This is a genomic window from Massilia sp. UBA6681 (assembly GCF_002454935.1).
GTDB classification, from domain to species: domain Bacteria; phylum Pseudomonadota; class Gammaproteobacteria; order Burkholderiales; family Burkholderiaceae_D; genus Telluria; species Telluria varians.
The window spans coordinates 74656-91075 of record NZ_DKJX01000084.1 but is presented as its reverse complement, the minus strand read 5'-3'; the positions used below and the strand labels follow the sequence as shown (position 1 = coordinate 91075).

10 protein-coding genes and 2 riboswitches are annotated in these 16420 nt (G+C 67.1%); of the genes, 4 read left to right on the top strand and 6 right to left on the bottom strand.

Annotation, left to right across the window (positions count from 1 at the left end; translation table 11 throughout):
• The 3 genes from B2R83_RS14450 to B2R83_RS14440 form a co-directional block, all read right to left on the bottom strand.
• On the bottom strand, positions 1–1194 hold the full coding sequence (locus B2R83_RS14450; RefSeq protein WP_292042572.1) for a cell division protein ZipA C-terminal FtsZ-binding domain-containing protein: 1194 nt from the start codon (positions 1192–1194) through the stop codon (positions 1–3).
• The gene (gene smc, locus B2R83_RS14445) at positions 1191–4730 is read right to left on the bottom strand and encodes a chromosome segregation protein SMC (protein ID WP_292042567.1); all 3540 of its coding nucleotides are present in this window, start codon (positions 4728–4730) and stop codon (positions 1191–1193) included. Before smc ends, B2R83_RS14450 begins: the two co-directional genes overlap by 4 nt.
• Before the next feature lie 117 nt (positions 4731–4847).
• Positions 4848–7091, bottom strand: a complete 2244-nt coding sequence (locus B2R83_RS14440; RefSeq protein ID WP_292042564.1) for a DUF1631 family protein — start codon at positions 7089–7091, stop codon at positions 4848–4850.
• 256 nt (positions 7092–7347) lie between these two features.
• On the opposite strand from B2R83_RS14440, the gene B2R83_RS14435 reads away from it, so the two are divergent.
• Entirely contained in the window at positions 7348–7548 is a 201-nt protein-coding gene (locus B2R83_RS14435) for a hypothetical protein (RefSeq protein WP_036207070.1), read from the top strand.
• A gap of 77 nt (positions 7549–7625) precedes the next feature.
• On the opposite strand, the gene B2R83_RS14430 is transcribed toward B2R83_RS14435, so the two are convergent.
• Positions 7626–8186, bottom strand: coding sequence for an ATP-dependent Clp protease proteolytic subunit (locus tag B2R83_RS14430; RefSeq protein ID WP_027865338.1), 561 nt, complete (start codon positions 8184–8186; stop codon positions 7626–7628).
• 167 nt (positions 8187–8353) lie between these two features.
• A riboswitch (glycine riboswitch) is annotated at positions 8354–8439 on the top strand.
• A 19-nt stretch (positions 8440–8458) separates the two neighbouring features.
• Positions 8459–8558, top strand: a riboswitch (glycine riboswitch).
• A gap of 47 nt (positions 8559–8605) precedes the next feature.
• On the opposite strand from B2R83_RS14430, the gene gcvT reads away from it, so the two are divergent.
• The 3 genes from gcvT (at position 8606) to gcvP (ending at position 13171) form a co-directional block, all read left to right on the top strand.
• Positions 8606–9736 (top strand): glycine cleavage system aminomethyltransferase GcvT, encoded by a 1131-nt coding sequence (gcvT, locus tag B2R83_RS14425; RefSeq protein WP_292042557.1) that lies wholly within the window; start codon positions 8606–8608, stop codon positions 9734–9736.
• Positions 9737–9793: 57 nt separating this feature from the next.
• The gene (gcvH, locus tag B2R83_RS14420; protein ID WP_027865340.1) at positions 9794–10174 is read left to right on the top strand and encodes a glycine cleavage system protein GcvH; all 381 of its coding nucleotides are present in this window, start codon (positions 9794–9796) and stop codon (positions 10172–10174) included.
• A 117-nt stretch (positions 10175–10291) separates the two neighbouring features.
• Positions 10292–13171, top strand: a complete 2880-nt coding sequence (gcvP, locus tag B2R83_RS14415; RefSeq protein ID WP_292042552.1) for an aminomethyl-transferring glycine dehydrogenase — start codon at positions 10292–10294, stop codon at positions 13169–13171.
• 50 nt (positions 13172–13221) lie between these two features.
• On the opposite strand, the gene B2R83_RS14410 is transcribed toward gcvP, so the two are convergent.
• Together B2R83_RS14410 and B2R83_RS14405 are read right to left on the bottom strand one after the other, a co-directional pair.
• Positions 13222–13926, bottom strand: coding sequence for a hypothetical protein (locus B2R83_RS14410; protein ID WP_292042548.1), 705 nt, complete (start codon positions 13924–13926; stop codon positions 13222–13224).
• A gap of 768 nt (positions 13927–14694) precedes the next feature.
• On the bottom strand, positions 14695–16377 hold the full coding sequence (locus tag B2R83_RS14405; protein WP_292042544.1) for a methyl-accepting chemotaxis protein: 1683 nt from the start codon (positions 16375–16377) through the stop codon (positions 14695–14697).
• Between the last annotated feature and the right edge of the window lie 43 nt (positions 16378–16420).

Here is a 16420-nt window from a genome sequence, read left to right as displayed (position 1 = left end):
TCAGACGAACAGGCGCAGTGCGCGGGTGGAGCCGGCCGGGATGTCGGAGGCGTCCATCTCTTCGTAGAACTCGGCGACCTGTCCCTTGATCTCTTCCAGTGCCGGATCGAGCAGCGGCTGCTCGAAGTCGTCGACGATGGTGGCGTCCAGGCGCTGGGTCAGCTCCTTGGCGCACTTGACCATGGCGCCGAAGCCGTCGCGGCTCGGGGCGACGCAGGGCACGTCCAGCAGCAGGGTCAGGCGGTTGGTGGTGTCGGCGCCCAGGGTGACGTTGGTCGACAGCGTGAACAGCACGCCGCCCTGGCCGTCGGGCATCGAGAACTTGCCGTCCGGGCGCACGTCGAAGCCCTGCTTTTCCAGCGCCTGGATCAGGGTCGAGATCGCCCACGGAGCGCCGTTGGCGGCCAGGTTCACGCCCAGCTGGGCGTCGTGGCCGGCGACGAAGCGGTGCAGCGTGCGCGCTTCGCTCATCACCTCGATCATGTCCGGCACTTCCGGCTCGGCGCCGATTTCATCAGCCACGGCGCGCAGGCGGGTGACGAGTTCCGAGTATTCGATTTCGTTCAGGGCGGTGGTGCGGGTGGCCATCTGCACGCCGGCCTGCAACTTGGTGTAGACGCCGCCATGCACGATCGGCTCCCAGTCGCCGCTGACGGCGAAGCCGACGTAGTGGATCGGCTTGTTGCCGACGCGGCGCAGCTTCGAGAGCGCCGGCAGGATCTTGTCGCCGCGCAGGGCGCCTTCGAAGTTCAGCGGGATGATGCAATCGATCAGCGGGTCGACCAGGCTTTCGGCCAGTTCCGCAGGCGGCGTGCCTTCCGGGAGCGGCGTGGCCGGGGCCAGCGAAGCGATCGTGGTCGGGGTGCGCGGGCCGCTTGCCGGCGCAGGCTCGACTGGAGCTGCCGCCACCGGCGCGATGCTGTCATGCGGCACGCCCGGATCGAGGTCCAGCGGCGCCAGCGGCGTTTCGGCGCCGAGGTCGAGCACCGGTTCCTGGCGCTCCACCGGGCCGCGTTCGGCCGCAGCGCCCTCGAGCGGGCTGTCGCCGCTGCGCATCAGGACATCGTCATGCTCCGATGTGAACGCGCGTTCGACGCTTTTGCGGGCACGGTATTCCTGCCACTTGTTGTAGACGACGACACCGCCGACGAACACGCCGGCCGCCGCGATCAGGCTCATTTGGAAATCAGTCATGCTGCTTGTGCCTCAGTTGCGAAATGTGCGGCGGACTCCATGTCCACCGCCACGATGCGCGATACGCCCTGCTCCTGCATCGTCACACCGATCAGTTGGTTGGCCATCTCCATCGCGATCTTGTTGTGCGAGATGAAGAGGAATTGGGTATGGTCCGACATGCGCTTCACCATGCGGCAGAAGCGCTCGGTATTGGCGTCGTCCAGCGGCGCGTCGACCTCGTCGAGCAGGCAGAACGGCGCCGGGTTCAGGCGGAACATCGAGAACACCAGCGCGGTGGCGGTGAGCGCCTTCTCCCCGCCCGACAGCAAGTGGATGGTGGCGTTCTTCTTGCCCGGCGGCTGGGCCATCACCTGCACGCCGGAATCCAGGATCTCGTCGCCGGTCATCACCAGCCTGGCCTGGCCGCCGCCGAACAGGATCGGGAACAGTTCCGAGAAATGGGTGTTGACGCGGTCGAAGGTGTCCTGCAGCAGCTCGCGAGTCTCGCGGTCGATGCGGTGGATCGCGTCTTCCAGCGTATTGATGGCGGCCAAGAGGTCGTTGTTCTGCGAGTCGAGGTAGCGCTTGCGCTCGGTCGCCTGGGCCAGCTCGTCCACCGCCGCCAGGTTCACCGCCCCGAGGGCGCTGATGGCATTGGTCAGGCGCGTGACCTCGCCCTGCAGGTATTGCGGCTTCATGTCGGGCGTGAGCTTTTCCGCCAGCTCGGCTTCGACCGCGCCGGTGGTGGCCAGCGCCTCGGCGAACTGCTCCTGGTTCAGGCGCGCGGCCTGCTCCTTCAGCTGCATCTCGGTGATGCGGTCGCGCTGCGGCTGCAGACTGCGCTCGTTCCCCATGCGCATTTCCTCGAGCTGGCGCAGCTGCTGGGTGATCTGGTCGAGCTCGTGGCGGGCGTCCGCCAGCGCGCGCTCCTGCGTGCTGCGGCGCTCGAGCAATTCCTGCAAGCCCTCGTGGGCGGTGCCGGACTCCAGCGCTTCCAGTTCCAGCCGGCCGGCGCCCAGGCTGGCGCTGACCTGCTCGGCCTGGCTGGATGCGGTGGCGATATTGCGGCGCAGTTCCTCGATCTTGCTGCGTTGGGAGCGCTCGGCGAACTGGGCTTCCTGGGCGCTGCGTTCGAGGTCGCGCAGTTTCTGGCGCGCGTCCGCGAGCAGTTGCTCCTTTTCCATGAAGGCGGTTTGGCCGTCCTCATGGCTACCCTGCAGTTCGGCCAATTCCATGTCGAGCTGCTCGAATTCCTGCTCGGCTTCCGCAGCCGCTTGCCGCTGCTCGGCCTCCTGGGCCGCGATCTCGGACAGGTCGGCGGCGATCTGGCCGCTGCGCTGGTTGAAGCGCGCCTCGATCTCGCTTTGCTTGAGCACCTCGATCTGCAGCGCGTGCACTTCGCGCTGCAGCGTGCCGGAACGCTGGCGCGCATCCCCTAGCCGGCGCGTCAGCTCGCTGACCGCCGCGTCGGCGCGGGTGGCGCGGCTCTTCGCTTCGTCCAGCAGCAGGGCCTGGGCGCGCAGCTGCTTGCCGATGTTCTCGATCTCGTGCTGGCGCGCCAGCATGCCGTCCTGCTCCGCATCCGGCGCATGGAAACGCACCGAGGAGGCCGTGACCAGATGGCCCTGGCGCGTCACGAACGCGCCGCCCTGCGGCAGGCGGCCGCGCCCGGCAAAGGCCTCGGCGGCGTCCTGGGCCACGTAGACGTGGTGCAGCCAGTCGTTCAGCACCCCGCGCAGGCCCGGGTCGTTCAGGCGCAGCAGGCTGGCGAAGGGTTTCAGGCCCGGCGTATCGGCGGGCAGCGCTGCGGCCGGCGCCGGCGTGGCGACGCCCGGCGAATACAGGGCCAGGCGCGCCGGCGGCGCGTCGCTGAAGAAGGCCTTGGCCCAATCCAGGTTCGACACTTCCAGCGCCCCGGAACGCTCGCGCAGCACGGCTTCCAGCGCGGTTTCCCAGCCTTCCTCGATGTCGAGCTTCTGCCACAGGCGCGGCAGCGCCGAGAGTTCATGCTTCTCCAGCCAGGGCTGGACCTTGCCCTGGGTTTGCACGCGATCCTGCACCTGGCGCAGCGCGGCCAGGCGCGCTTCCAGCTGGGCCGTTGCGCTGGACTCCTGCTGGACCTGCGCGTGAGCGTCCTTGCGCTCCTGCTCGACGGCGTCCTGGCGCCCCGATGCCTCCTCGAGCAACATGGTCTGCTCTTCCAGAGCCAGCTGCTTTTCTTCGAGTTGCAGGCGCAGGTTGTCGAGGGTGACGCTGTCCGGCAGGTTCAGGCCGTTGCGCTCCTGCTGCAGGCGTTCGCGCCGTGCGGCCAGGCTGGTGAGGATGTTGGCGGCATTGCGCTGGTGGGCGCTGGCCAGTTCGATGCGCTGCTGGACCTGCATGATACGGGCGCGCGATTCGTTCGCCCGCTCCTGGGCCTGGCGCCAGGCGGCTTCCAGTTCCGGCACCCGCTCGCCATGGCTTTCCACCGCGATCTGGGCCCCTTCGGCGCGCGCGCCGAGTTCCTCCAGCGTGATTTCGGCTTCCGCCAGTTGCTCTTCGTATTCCTGGCGCTGCGCCAGCCACTGGTCGCGCTGCGCACCCAGGGTGCCGAGCTGGTTCTGCAGGCGGGTGCGCGATTCGACCACGAACTTGATCTGGGCTTCCAGGCTGCCGATCTCGGAATTGGTCTGGTACAGGGCGCCCTGCGCCGTGTGCAGGCGGTCGCCGATACTGAAGTGCGCCTGGCGCATGTTCTCCAGCTCGAGCTCGACGTTGCGCAGCTTGGCGGTCTGGGCTTCCAGCGCGGTCTGCGCCTCTTCCACCTCGCGGAAATAACGGACCTGCTCGGCCTTGGCTTCGTTCTTGCGCAGCAGCCATAGCAGCTTCTGCTTTTCTTCCTGCTCAAGCTGCAACTGGTGGAAGCGGTTGGCGACCGCCGCCTGGGCTTCCAGCTTTTCCAAGTTGGCGTTCAGCTCGCGCAGGATGTCCTCGACCCGCAGCAGGTTCTCGCGCGTGTCCGACAGCCGGTTCTCGGTCTCGCGCCGGCGTTCCTTGTACTTCGACACCCCGGCCGCCTCTTCGAGGAAGACGCGCAGCTCTTCCGGGCGCGACTCGATGATGCGGGCGATCATGCCCTGGCCGATGATGGCGTAGGCGCGCGGTCCCAGGCCGGTGCCGAGGAAGATATCCTGGATGTCGCGCCGCCGTACCGGCTGGCCGTTGATATAGTAGGTGGAGGTGCCGTCGCGCGTGAGGGTGCGCTTGACCGCGATCTCGGCATACTGACCCCACTGCCCCGCCGCCTTGCCGGCGCTGTTGTCGAACACCAGTTCGACCGAGGCGCGTCCGGCAGGTTTGCGGTAGGTGGAGCCGTTGAATATCACGTCCTGCATCGACTCGCCGCGCAATTCGGACGCCTTGGATTCGCCCAGCACCCAGCGCACGGCATCGATGATGTTCGACTTGCCGCAGCCGTTGGGGCCGACCACGCCGACGAGCTGGCCGGGCACCTGGAAATTGGTGGGATCGACGAAAGACTTAAATCCCGACAATTTGATGGATGAAAGGCGCACGTTGCTTCGGCTAGGGTTGGAGAGTCGTCAAAGATCCAATCATACCATTTGTTGATTGCTTTTCGGCCAAGAAGAAGTCTTGCGAACCCAGCAATTTCTTGCCGGATGCCGAGGAACTCAGCCTGCCCGCGCCGCAGGGACGGGTTCGCGCCCCGGATCGTTCATGGCGCCCTGCCCGACCGCCTCGCCCAGCACGCGTCCGACGACACCCTCGGCGGCCAGCACGCGGATGCTGCCGGTGCGGAACGCCTCGGCCAGGCGCTCGGCCGGCAGCGAGAAGGCCTCCTGGCGGTTGGCGCCGGAGAAGATGAAGAGCGTGCGCAGCGGACTGACCCAGGTCAGGCGGACCTTGCGCACGCCCAGCGCGCCCTTGAACTCGACCCGCATGCCGCGCTCCAGGCTGGCGAGCAGCGCGCCGGCGGGGTCAAGGGCGCTTTCCTGTTCGGCGGCCTCGGCCTGTTCCCGGGCGACGCGGCGCAGCGCGTCCTGCTGGGCGGCCTCCACCGCCAGCTCCAGCTGGCGCTCGGGCGACAGCTCGATCGGGGCGCGCACGATGGTGGCGTGGCAGTCGGCCAGGGCGGCGAAGAACTGCAGGCGCTCTGCATCCTGCCACTTGACGGCATCCAGCCACTTGTTGAGGGTGGTGAGCAGGGCCGGCAGGCGCTTGATGAGCGCCTTGCGCTGCTCCTGGGTCGCCTTGGGCTTGACGCTCCAGATCAGGTCGTCCATGGCGCGGGTGGCATTGTCCACCGCGCCCGGCTTGCTATCCTCGATGGTGTAGGCGAGCGTCAGGACCGGGGTCCAGCGCTGCTCCAGGAAAGTGCCGACCAGCGCCACCACCTGTTCGCCGGCCAGGCGCAGCGACACCGCCTTGTTTGCCGATCGGGCGGCGGCGGCCTGTTTTTCCTGGCGGGTCGCCTGGGCGATCGGGCCGGCGATCGCGGCCGCTTCCAGCTGTTCGCGCTCGGCCATGCTGGCCTCCAGGTCGGCCACGGCGGCGGCGAAAGCGTCGGGCTGCGCCTCCCGGCGCACCTTGTCGACGCCGCGCTGCATCGCCCGGTAGACCGGGTCGTCGGCGCTGGCAGGCCGTTCCCAGCCGGCGTTCGACAGCAGGTCGAGCATGCGCCGCGCCGGGTGCGCGTCTTCGAAGAAGAAGCTGCGGTCCTTCAGCGCCGCCTTCAGCACCGGCACCTGGAGGAAGGCGATCAGCTCGCGCGTCTCCTGCGGGATCGACTCGTCGAGCAGGACGGTCTCGAAGATGCGCGACAGCAGGTCGAGCGTGGTCTCGTCGCCGCGCGACAGGCTGCCGCGGGGCAGGCTCTGTTTCAGGCGCGGCAGGTAGAACACCTCGTGCGGGCCGGCAGCCGGCCCCGCCTGGGGACCTGGCGCCGGTACGGCGCCGGCCAGCTTCTCCAGCACCTCGATCAGCGGCGCCGCCGCTGCGCTTGGCGCAGGCGCCGGAGCGCCGGCATGCGCCGGCACAGGCTGGCCGCAGCCGGGCGGCATGGCGCCGGCGAAGCCAGCCGCCGCACTCGGGCGCCAGCCGCCGCCCTGCGGCAAATTGGGGATCAGGGGAATGTCGAGCTCGGCGCCGGCAGCCGCCTCGGCCGCACCGAACAGCTGGCGCAACCCCTGCGACACGGCCGCGTCGCGGCGCGCCCGCGCGGCCCTGGCGGCGGCACTGTCGTCGGTCTTGGCGAAACGCTCCTCCCGGAAACGGGCCGGCTTGAGCCTGTCGTTAAGGGCTTCGAGGATGGGCGCGAAGTCGAACACGACCCCGGTACGCAGCAGCGGCACGATCAGCGCGTGCGCCGCCTCGTCGGGCTCGAACTCGCACCAGGCCTCCTGCAGCGCGCGCAGGAAGACTTCGGGGCGGAAGGGATTATGGCTGGCGCGCACCAGCTCGCGCCCCAGCAGCAGGCCCAGGCGCACGCCGAGGCTGGCCAGCCGTTCCGACTGCTGGATGTCGAAAGGCCGGCTGATGGCGGCGAAGGCCAGCTGGTTGTCCATTTCCTCCATCGGCACCAGGCTCAGCGTCAGGGGCGCAGGCGCGGCCCTGCTCGCCGGCGCCAGCAGGGCCACCTCCTTGCGCAGGGCCAGCTCGATAGCGGTGGATGCCAGGTGCACGAAGGCGTAGGCATTGTCCTGCAGCAGATTGCCGGAACGGATGCGCCGCCCCACGGTCTGCGGGTCGTTGCCGGCGCTGGTCATGTCCAGCAACACGGCCGTCATGCGCTTCGCCATGTCGGCAAGCCCGTCGGCAGCACGGCCGGCCGCGATGGAGACGAGCTCGTCCAGCGTCGCCTGCTGCGCGCTGGCGGCCTTGCGGAGGGCGGGTGTCTGGGCGGTATTCACGATCATCCCATTGTGCCACAATATTTCCACATGGCAATAAGAAAAGGTGGGTTCTGGCTTGATGCAGGCAAACGGCAGGTTTCGGCGCCACACGCCGAAAATAATGCCTTGAGAACGTCGGCGCCTGTCCTACACTGGATCACGCCGCGGTCTGATACCGGTTCATCAATACGAAACGCATGATGGCTCGACCGGAAATGCTGCGGTAAGGCTCCACAGCTCGGCATGCAAGACACTTTCCCCACATTGAAAGGAAATGATCATGGCCCAAGGTAAATCGAAGCAAGGCGGCAGCTCGCAGCAGCACGCCGAAGCAGGCCGCCAGGGCGGCAGCAAGCAATCGGGTTCCGGCTCGGGCTCGCGCTCGGGCGGCAGCGCCGGTAGCGGCGGTACCCGCGGCGGCACCCCGGAGCAGCACGCCGAAGCCGGCCGTCAAAGCCACAAGAACGACAAGAAGCGCTGATCGCGCGGCAGTCCCGGCCTGCCCACGACCAGGATTGTCGCCAGCCCGTCGCAGCCGCGATGGGCTTTTTTACGGCATCAGATATTGCGCAGCATGCCGCCCTTGGGCGGACGGAAGTCCCGGATGTCGTTGACCAGCCCCGCGGTCTTGGCATCGCGCGAGTTCAGGTGCAGGTCGGAGTACTGGTGGATGGCCCACTGCTCCGGCGTCAGCTCGATGCATTTGCGCAGGATCGACTCGGTACGCGCGTCGTCGGCGCGCAGGCCTTCGACGATGATGTTCAGCGCATCCGGCCGCGAGCCGGGCGAGGCCGTCGCGTGCGACTTGTGCACCATGAAGCGCGCCGTCTCGCTGCAATAGCGCTCGTCGCCGGACAGGTAGAGGATGACCGCGATCGAGGCCACCGCCCCGCCGTTGTACATGACGAACTTGATGGGCGAATTCGCCAGGAAGTTGTACAGGCACAGGCCATCGCTGACGTAGCCGCCGTTCGACTGCACCAGGACATGGGCCGTCTCGATGCCGTCCTCGGTCATCATCGACACCGCCTCGAACACACGGTGCACCATGTCGCTGTTGACGTCGCCCGACAGCGTGAACCATGCTTCCTTGACCTTTTGTGCTTTGTCTTCGCTCATAGTTTTTCCCACTGCAAAGTGTGTGGGATAAGTGTAGCAAAACACGCCCGCAGGTCCGCCCATCGGGTGCACCAATAGTGCGCAGCAATTCTTTTTGGCAAGCGCCAATTCCCCCTATGGAAGGGCCCTCCTCGGTTGACACCGCATCAATGCTGGCATATCCTCCACAGTCTTGACCGGGAGAGCGCAGAATCAACTGCCGCCGAAGGGGCACTACCCACAAACTCTCAGGCAAAAGGACTGGTCAGGGAACGGCAGCGCAAGGCGCGGCCGGCTCACACTCTGGAGAGCGGCCCCGCCAACACGGGGCCCACCGAAGGGGCAGGCGGCGCATGCCGCTATCTCTCAGGTACCAAGGACAGAGGGGATACAGGCGCCGGCAACGGTGCACGCACCCCTATTCACTGCCCGAGGATTCCATGACGCTCAAAGCGACCCCGCTCAATTCCGCACACCGCTCCCTCGGAGCCAAGATGGTCGATTTCGGCGGCTGGGACATGCCGGTCAACTACGGCTCCCAGATCGAAGAGCACAACGCCGTCCGCCTTGATGCCGGCATGTTCGACGTCTCGCACATGTGCGTGGTGGACCTGAAAGGCGCCAATGTGCGCGCCTTCCTGCGCGGCCTGCTGGCCAACAACGTCGACAAGCTCCAGGTCCCCGGCAAGGCGCTCTACTCCTGCATGCTCAATCCCGAAGGCGGCGTGATCGACGACCTGATCGTCTATTACTTCAGCGAAGACTGGTTCCGCCTGGTGGTCAACGCCGGCACCGCCGAGAAGGACGTGGCGTGGATGACGCAACAGAACGAGGCGACCGGATCCGGCGTCGTCATCACCCAGCGCCGCGACCGCAGTGAAGAAAATCGTGATCCGATCGCCCTGGTCGCCGTGCAGGGTCCGAACGCGCGCGCCAAGGTCTGGCAGGTGCTCCCCGAGACCCAGGCCGCTTCCGAATCCCTGAAACCCTTCAACGTCGTGATCGTACCGGACACCGCGTTCGGCGAAGCGATGGTGGCGCGCACCGGCTACACGGGCGAGGACGGCTTCGAGATCGGCGTTCCGGCCTCGCAGGTCGAAGCCCTGTGGAATGCCCTGAAGGACGCAGGCGTCAAGCCGGCCGGCCTGGGCGCCCGCGACACCCTGCGCCTGGAAGCGGGCATGAACCTGTACGGCCAGGACATGGACGACAATATCAATCCGCTGGACGCAGGCCTGGGCTGGACCATCGACCTGGTCTCGGAACGCGACTTCATCGGTAAGAGCGCGTTGCAGGCCAAGGGCCAGCAAGCCAACTTCGTCGGCCTGATCCTGCGCGAGAAAGGCGGCATCCTGCGCGCCCACCAGAAGGTCGTCGCCGCTTCCGGCAACGCGGGGGAAATCACCAGCGGCACCTTCAGCCCGAGCATGCAGCAAGCGATCGCCCTGGCGCGCGTGCCGCTGGACGTGGCCGTGGGCGACACCGTGCACGTGGAAATCCGCGACAAGAAACTGGCTGCCAGCGTGGTGAAGCTGCCGTTCGTGCGTAACGGCAAGGTCCTCGCTTCCTGATACAGAATAATCAAAAGAACCGTTTATACTACCCGCCTCACCAAACTGGAGCCTTACATGAACATTCCAACCGACCTGAAATACACCGAGTCCCACGAGTGGGTGCGCCGCGAGGCCGACGGCAGCCTGACCGTCGGCATCACCGAGTACGCGCAGGACGCACTGGGCGACATCGTGTTCGTCGAACTGCCGCAGGTCGGCAAGGCATTCACCGCCGGCGACGACGCCGCGGTGGTCGAGTCGGTCAAGGCCGCCAGCGACATCTACGCCCCGGTCTCGGGCACCGTCACCGCCGTCAACCAGTCGGTCGCCGACGCGCCGGACTCGATCAACCAAGATGCCTACGGCGCCTGGCTGTTCAAGCTGGCCCCGAGCGACGCCGGCGCAGTCGACAAGCTGCTGGATGCCGACGCCTACGGCAAGACCACTGGCAACTAATAAGTAGTACGGGTGCGCCTTCGGGCGCACCTTTTGTTTTACGGATCCGTCCCGATCTACCCGATCTCCTTCACAGCGGCGCCCGATCCCCGCGCCCGATCTCTCCAGACTCTGACCATGACCCGCACCAGCCTCACTCAACTCGAAGCGCGCGATTCCTTCATCCCGCGCCACATCGGCCCGTCCGACTCCGAACAGGCAGCCATGCTGTCGACCCTGGGCTACGCCTCGCGCGCCGCCCTGATCGACGCCGTCGTGCCCGCGAACATCCGCCGCCAGGACACGATGGACCTGGGCCAGTTCGTCGAACCGCGCAGCGAAGAACAGGCGCTTGAAACCCTGCGTGCGCTGGCCTCGAAGAACAAGGTCATGAAGTCGATGATCGGCCAGGGCTACTACGGCACCCACACCCCGAAGGTCATCCTGCGCAACATCTTCGAGAACCCGGCCTGGTACACCGCCTACACCCCGTACCAGCCGGAAATCTCGCAGGGCCGCCTGGAAGCGATCCTGAACTTCCAGCAGATGATCACGGACCTGACCGGCATGGGCATCGCCAACTCGTCGATGCTGGACGAAGGCACCGCCGCCGCCGAAGCCATGACCCTGCTGCAGCGCGTCGGCAAGTCGGCCTCCAAGGTGTTCTACGTGGCCGACGACGTGCTGCCGCAGACCCTGGAAGTGGTGCGCACCCGCGCCGAGCCGATCGGCGTCGAAGTGCGCGTGATTGCCGCCGGCGAGATCGAGAAGCTCGAAGAGACCTGCTTCGGCGTGCTGCTGCAATACCCGGGCGTGAACGGTGAAGTGCGCGACTACCGCGCCGCCGTGGAACACCTGCATGCCGCCGGCGCGATGGTCGTCGTGGCGGCCGACCTGCTGGCGCTGACGATGCTGGAAGCACCGGGCGCCTGGGGCGCCGACGTAGTCGTCGGCAACAGCCAGCGCTTCGGCGTGCCGCTCGGTTTCGGCGGCCCGCACGCCGGCTACCTGGCCACCCGCGACGAGTACAAGCGCTCCATGGCCGGCCGCCTGGTCGGCGTGACGGTCGACGCCCAGGGCAACCAGGCCTACCGCCTGGCGCTGCAGACCCGCGAGCAGCACATCCGCCGCGAGAAGGCGACCTCGAACATCTGTACCGCCCAGGTGCTGCTGGCCGTGATGGCCGGCATGTACGCGGTCTACCACGGCCCGCAGGGCCTGAAGCGCATCGCCACCCGCGTGCATCGCCAGACCGCGATCCTGGCCGCCGGCCTGAAGCAGCTCGGCGCCGAAGTTGTGAACACCACCTGGTTCGACACCCTGACCGTCAAGGGCGACGCGCAAGCGCTGCACGCCGCCGCCGAAGCGGCCGGCATCAACCTGCGCCGTATCGACGACGGCCACGTCGGCATCTCGCTGGACGAAACCACCACCCGCGACGACCTGGCCGCCCTGTTCGCCATCTTCGGCAACGGCAAGACCGTGGACATCGACGCGCTGGATGCGGACGCGCAGGACGCCTTCCCGGCCGCACTGGCCCGCAGCACCGAATACCTGACCCACCCGACCTTCCACCGCTACCACGCCGAGCACGAGATGCTGCGCTACCTGCGTAGTCTGGCGGACAAGGACCTGGCGCTGGACCGGACCATGATCCCGCTGGGTTCGTGCACCATGAAGCTGAACGCGACCTCGGAAATGATCCCGGTCACCTGGCCGGAATTCTCGAACATCCACCCGTTCGCCCCTGATGACCAGACCGTCGGCTACCGCGAGATGATCGCCCAGCTGGAAGCCATGCTGTGCGCCGCCACCGGCTACGCCGCGATCTCGCTGCAGCCGAACGCCGGCTCGCAGGGCGAGTACGCGGGCCTGCTGGTGATCCAGAAGTACCACCAGTCGCGCGGCGAAGGCCACCGCAACATCTGCCTGATCCCGTCGTCGGCGCACGGCACCAACCCGGCCTCGGCCAGCATGGTCGGCATGAAGGTCGTGGTCACCGCCTGCGACGAGAACGGCAACGTCGACTTGGCCGACCTGAAGGCCAAGGCCGAGCAGTACAGCAAGGATCTGGCCTGCGTCATGGTCACCTATCCGTCCACCCACGGGGTGTTCGAAGCCGGCATCCGCGAACTGTGCGAGATCGTGCACCAGCACGGCGGCCAGGTCTACGTGGACGGCGCCAACATGAACGCGATGGTCGGCGTGGCCGCGCCGGGCGCCTTCGGGGGCGACGTCAGCCACCTGAACCTGCACAAGACCTTCTGCATCCCGCACGGCGGCGGCGGCCCGGGCGTAGGCCCGATCGGCGTCGGCGCCCACCTGGCCCCGTTCCTGCCGAACCAGCTGTCGACCGGCTACGTGCGTAACGAAGCGGGCATCGGCGCGGTGAGCGCGGCCGCCTACGGCTCGGCCTCGATCCTGCCGATCTCGTGGATGTACATCGCGATGATGGGCGCATCGGGCCTGACCGCCGCGACCGAAGTGGCGATCCTGAATGCCAACTACATCGCGCGCCGCCTGGCGCCGCACTACCCGGTGCTGTACACCGGCCACGACGGCCTGGTCGCGCACGAGTGCATCATCGACCTGCGCCCGCTGCAGGACAAGACCGGCATCTCGAACGAAGACGTGGCCAAGCGCCTGATGGACTTCGGCTTCCACGCCCCGACCATGAGCTTCCCGGTGCCGGGCACCCTCATGATCGAGCCGACCGAGTCGGAATCGAAGGCCGAGCTGGATCGCTTCATCGAGGCGATGATCACCATCCACGCCGAGATCGTGAAGGTCGAGCGCGGCGAGTACGACAAGATGGACAACCCGCTCAAGGGCGCCCCGCACACCGCCGAGGTGGTGACCGCCGACGACTGGCAGCATACCTACAGCCGTGAAGTGGCGGCCTTCCCGGTGGCCTCGCTGCGCAAGAAGAAGTACTGGCCGCCGGTCGGCCGTGCGGACAACGTCTACGGCGACCGTAACCTGTTCTGCGGTTGCGCGCCGATCAGCGACTACGAGTAAGCAAGCTAGAATTTCTAGCGTTTAAATGGCGGCCCTGGGGCCGCCATTTTTTATGGGCAAGGACCGCGTGCAGGGCCGCGGCGGCGTGCCATCATGTAGAGCATGCCAATCCACGCCACGGCATACCCCACCAAGTCGCGATTGCGGATCTCCCTGAAGTCGGCATAGAACAGTCCGGTCGAACCGATATACGCCACTGCGGTCAGGCCTGCGCAGGCCGCAATGGCGATCCAGGTACCGTTTGTGCGTTTCATCCCGCCGGCCGTGGTATTCACGCTGCTGTTATTGGCAGCGCCGACAAGGCGGCTCTCGATGCCGGGCCGGTAGGCCAGGTCTCCTCGCCACAACCAGAGCGGCTCGAGCTTCGGCTTGAGCGCCGCAGCCATCCAGCCGCTGTAGGCCAGCAGCAGTGATCCATTCATGAACAGCTCCTGCGGTCCCGAGAACAGCTGGCGCGGGGTGCCAACGATGAACGTATTGAGCCAGAATATGTTGATCGAGGCTGGAAACTGGAGGATGAGTGCCAACAAGGGATAGCGGTTAAGACACAGCATCGCGCCGGTCACGATTTCCAGGTACTTGATGAATTGGTACAGGTAGATATTTGCGTTGGCCTGGACCCACTCGCCGCCGACGCCTGGAATTTCCGGAACAAAGCCGGTAGCCGCGTAGCGGATGCCGGAGAACAGAAGGTTGGCGCCAAAGTACAGCCGGAGCCAGTGAACGATAAAAAACCACGGTGATTGCTCGGACATGCTTGATCCTCGGTTGGAACTGCGATATTCCGGGTGCGCTCCACACCCGGTCCTGCGTTGCGAACTGGATTGAATCGGACGCGGATGCGCCCGCAACGGCCCGGAAGCGTCAGGCCAGACCTGCCGTCATGGTGTCGACCGGCCTGCCGACGCGCGGGTGCAGGCTGCGCATCAGCCTGCGGCTGACGTCGCAGGCGCGGCCAATCCCGCAATCTGCGTCTGCTCGGATTGCGACTGGCGGATGAAACAAAAAACGGTGAAGCGGACGGTCAGGGCTGGCGTTCAGCCGGGGGCGCTGCGGGGAAGGCTGTCGTGGGGCATGGGTCGGTCTCCGTGTCTTTATTAACTAACTCAGACTTTAGAATTTATGTTCTAGATATTTTCATATCCTCATGTCATCGTGCAACTTAAAACGATGCAAGGCTGCTATGCGTTTTGTGCACGGGTGCGAGGGGCTTCGCGCTCCTCGAGCAGGCCGAGCGCGACGTCCATGACGGTATTTTCCTGCCCGCCTGTTTGCGGCGCTTGCCCAGCTCGATCCTGGATGTCGACGGCCGAATGTTGTACTTGGAGGATGCCGCTTGGGCGTGGCGGCGGAGGCAGGACGTTCCCGGCGGCGTCGATCGGCAGCTTCCCACCGCGGCCGAAAGCCTCGCGTAAGCGGATCAGGAATCGAGACTGAGGAGTTGTCTCAACATAGCGCCAGGCAAGCCGACGCAGGAAGCTTGGCTGACCATGCGCTGTTCAGCACAGTGGCTGAACGAGGAATCACTTGCGGCTCGATGCGAGCCGCAAGTGCGACCGCTCGTGACGACGGCGCTCCCTGGGAAGATCCCGGGGGGCGCCGTTTTCCATTGGCGGTGGCGCCATGCTCTCCGGCTGTGGCGCCGGCGCCGATTCCGGCTCTTCGAGGCGGAAGGCCGCCACGCTGCGCGACAGTGCCAGTGCCTGCATCTGCAGGGTGCGCGCGGCCGCCGCCGCTTCCTCGACCAGGGCGCAGTTCTGCTGGGTCACCTCGTCCATCCGCACGATTGCCTGGTTGACCTCGGCCAGGCTGCCGGCCTGGCCGGCGCTGGCGCTGCCGATCCGCCCCAGCACGTCTTCCATCTCGCGCGCCGCCCCGAGCGCATCCTCGACACCGGCGCCGGCCTGGGCGGCCCAGGCCGCACAGCCTTCGATCTCGGCCACCGAGCGCGCCGCCAGTTCGCGCACTTCGCGGGCGGCGCCGGCCGCACGCTGGGCCAGCGCCCGCACCTCGTTGGCCGCGTCGGCGAACTCGTGGTCCTGGGTCCCGTTGCGGGCCGCACTGAGGGCGGCGTTCAGCGCCAGCGCGCCGGCTTCGCTGGCAAACGCATCGATCGCCGCCGCCACCTCGGCCGCCCGGGCGGCGCCGTCCTTCACCCGCGCCAGGGTGGCCGCCATGCGCTCGACGCCCTGCCCGCCTTCGCGGGCACGGGACGATGCCGACTGCGCCAGCCGGTTGGCCGCCAGCGCATTGGTGGCGGTGACCGTCACGGTTTCGGCCAGCTGCTGCATGCTGGCCGCCGTGTCTTCCAGCGAGCGGCTGCGAAATACGGCGCGGCTATGCAGGCTCAGGTTGCCGAGACTGAGGTCGCGCGAGGCGCTGCCGATGGTGCGCGCCGACTCCAGCACCGTGCGCAGGGTCCCGTTCAGGTTGCGGATACCGGCGTCGAGCGCCCGCGAGGTTTCGCCGATCTCGTCCTCGCCATAGACCCGTTCGCCGACCGTCAGGTCGCCGCTCGCCAGGCCCAGCGCCGCCGCGCCGATCCCGCGGATTTCGAGCAGCAGCGCGCGCCGCACCGCCACCGTGATGGCGAGCGACACCCCGACCGCCAGCAGGACCACGAAGGGCATCAGCGCGACCGTGAGCCGGAAGTCGGCGGCGGCGGCAACGGACGCCTGTTCGGACAGCTCGCGCTCGAGCCTGGCCAGCATGCCCATGCGCTCCACCAGCTTCGAGAACGCGGCCTCGGGCTTGATCATGGCATTCGCACCGATGGTCTGGTCGGCGTGCGCCAGTTCGACCACCTCGCGCGCCGCCCGCACGTACAAGCGGTGCGCCTGGGCTGCCTGCTCGACGTGGCGCCGCTCGGCGCTATCGCCGGTGCGCTGCATCAGCTCGCCGAAGGCGCGCTCGATCGCGCCGTGCTGGCGGTGGATGTCGGCGATCAAGACGTCGATGCGGGCGCGCGAGAAGCTGCTGCCGAGCCAGGTGAGCAGCTTGTAGGTGTCGGCATGGACGCGCTGGGCCTGGCCCACCAGCTCGGTGGCGCTGCGCATCTGCACCGCGCGCGGACCGACGATGGACTGCAGCGACTGGTGCTGCTTCACCATCGCATAGTAGGCGGCGCTCGAGAGCAGTACCAGCAGCATCAGGACGACGCCGGGTGCGAGCAGCAGCTTGGGGCCGATTTTCAGTCGCGACAGCATGGCTCAGCCGCGGTGCGAAGAAAGCCCGGCACGGGAAGGAGTC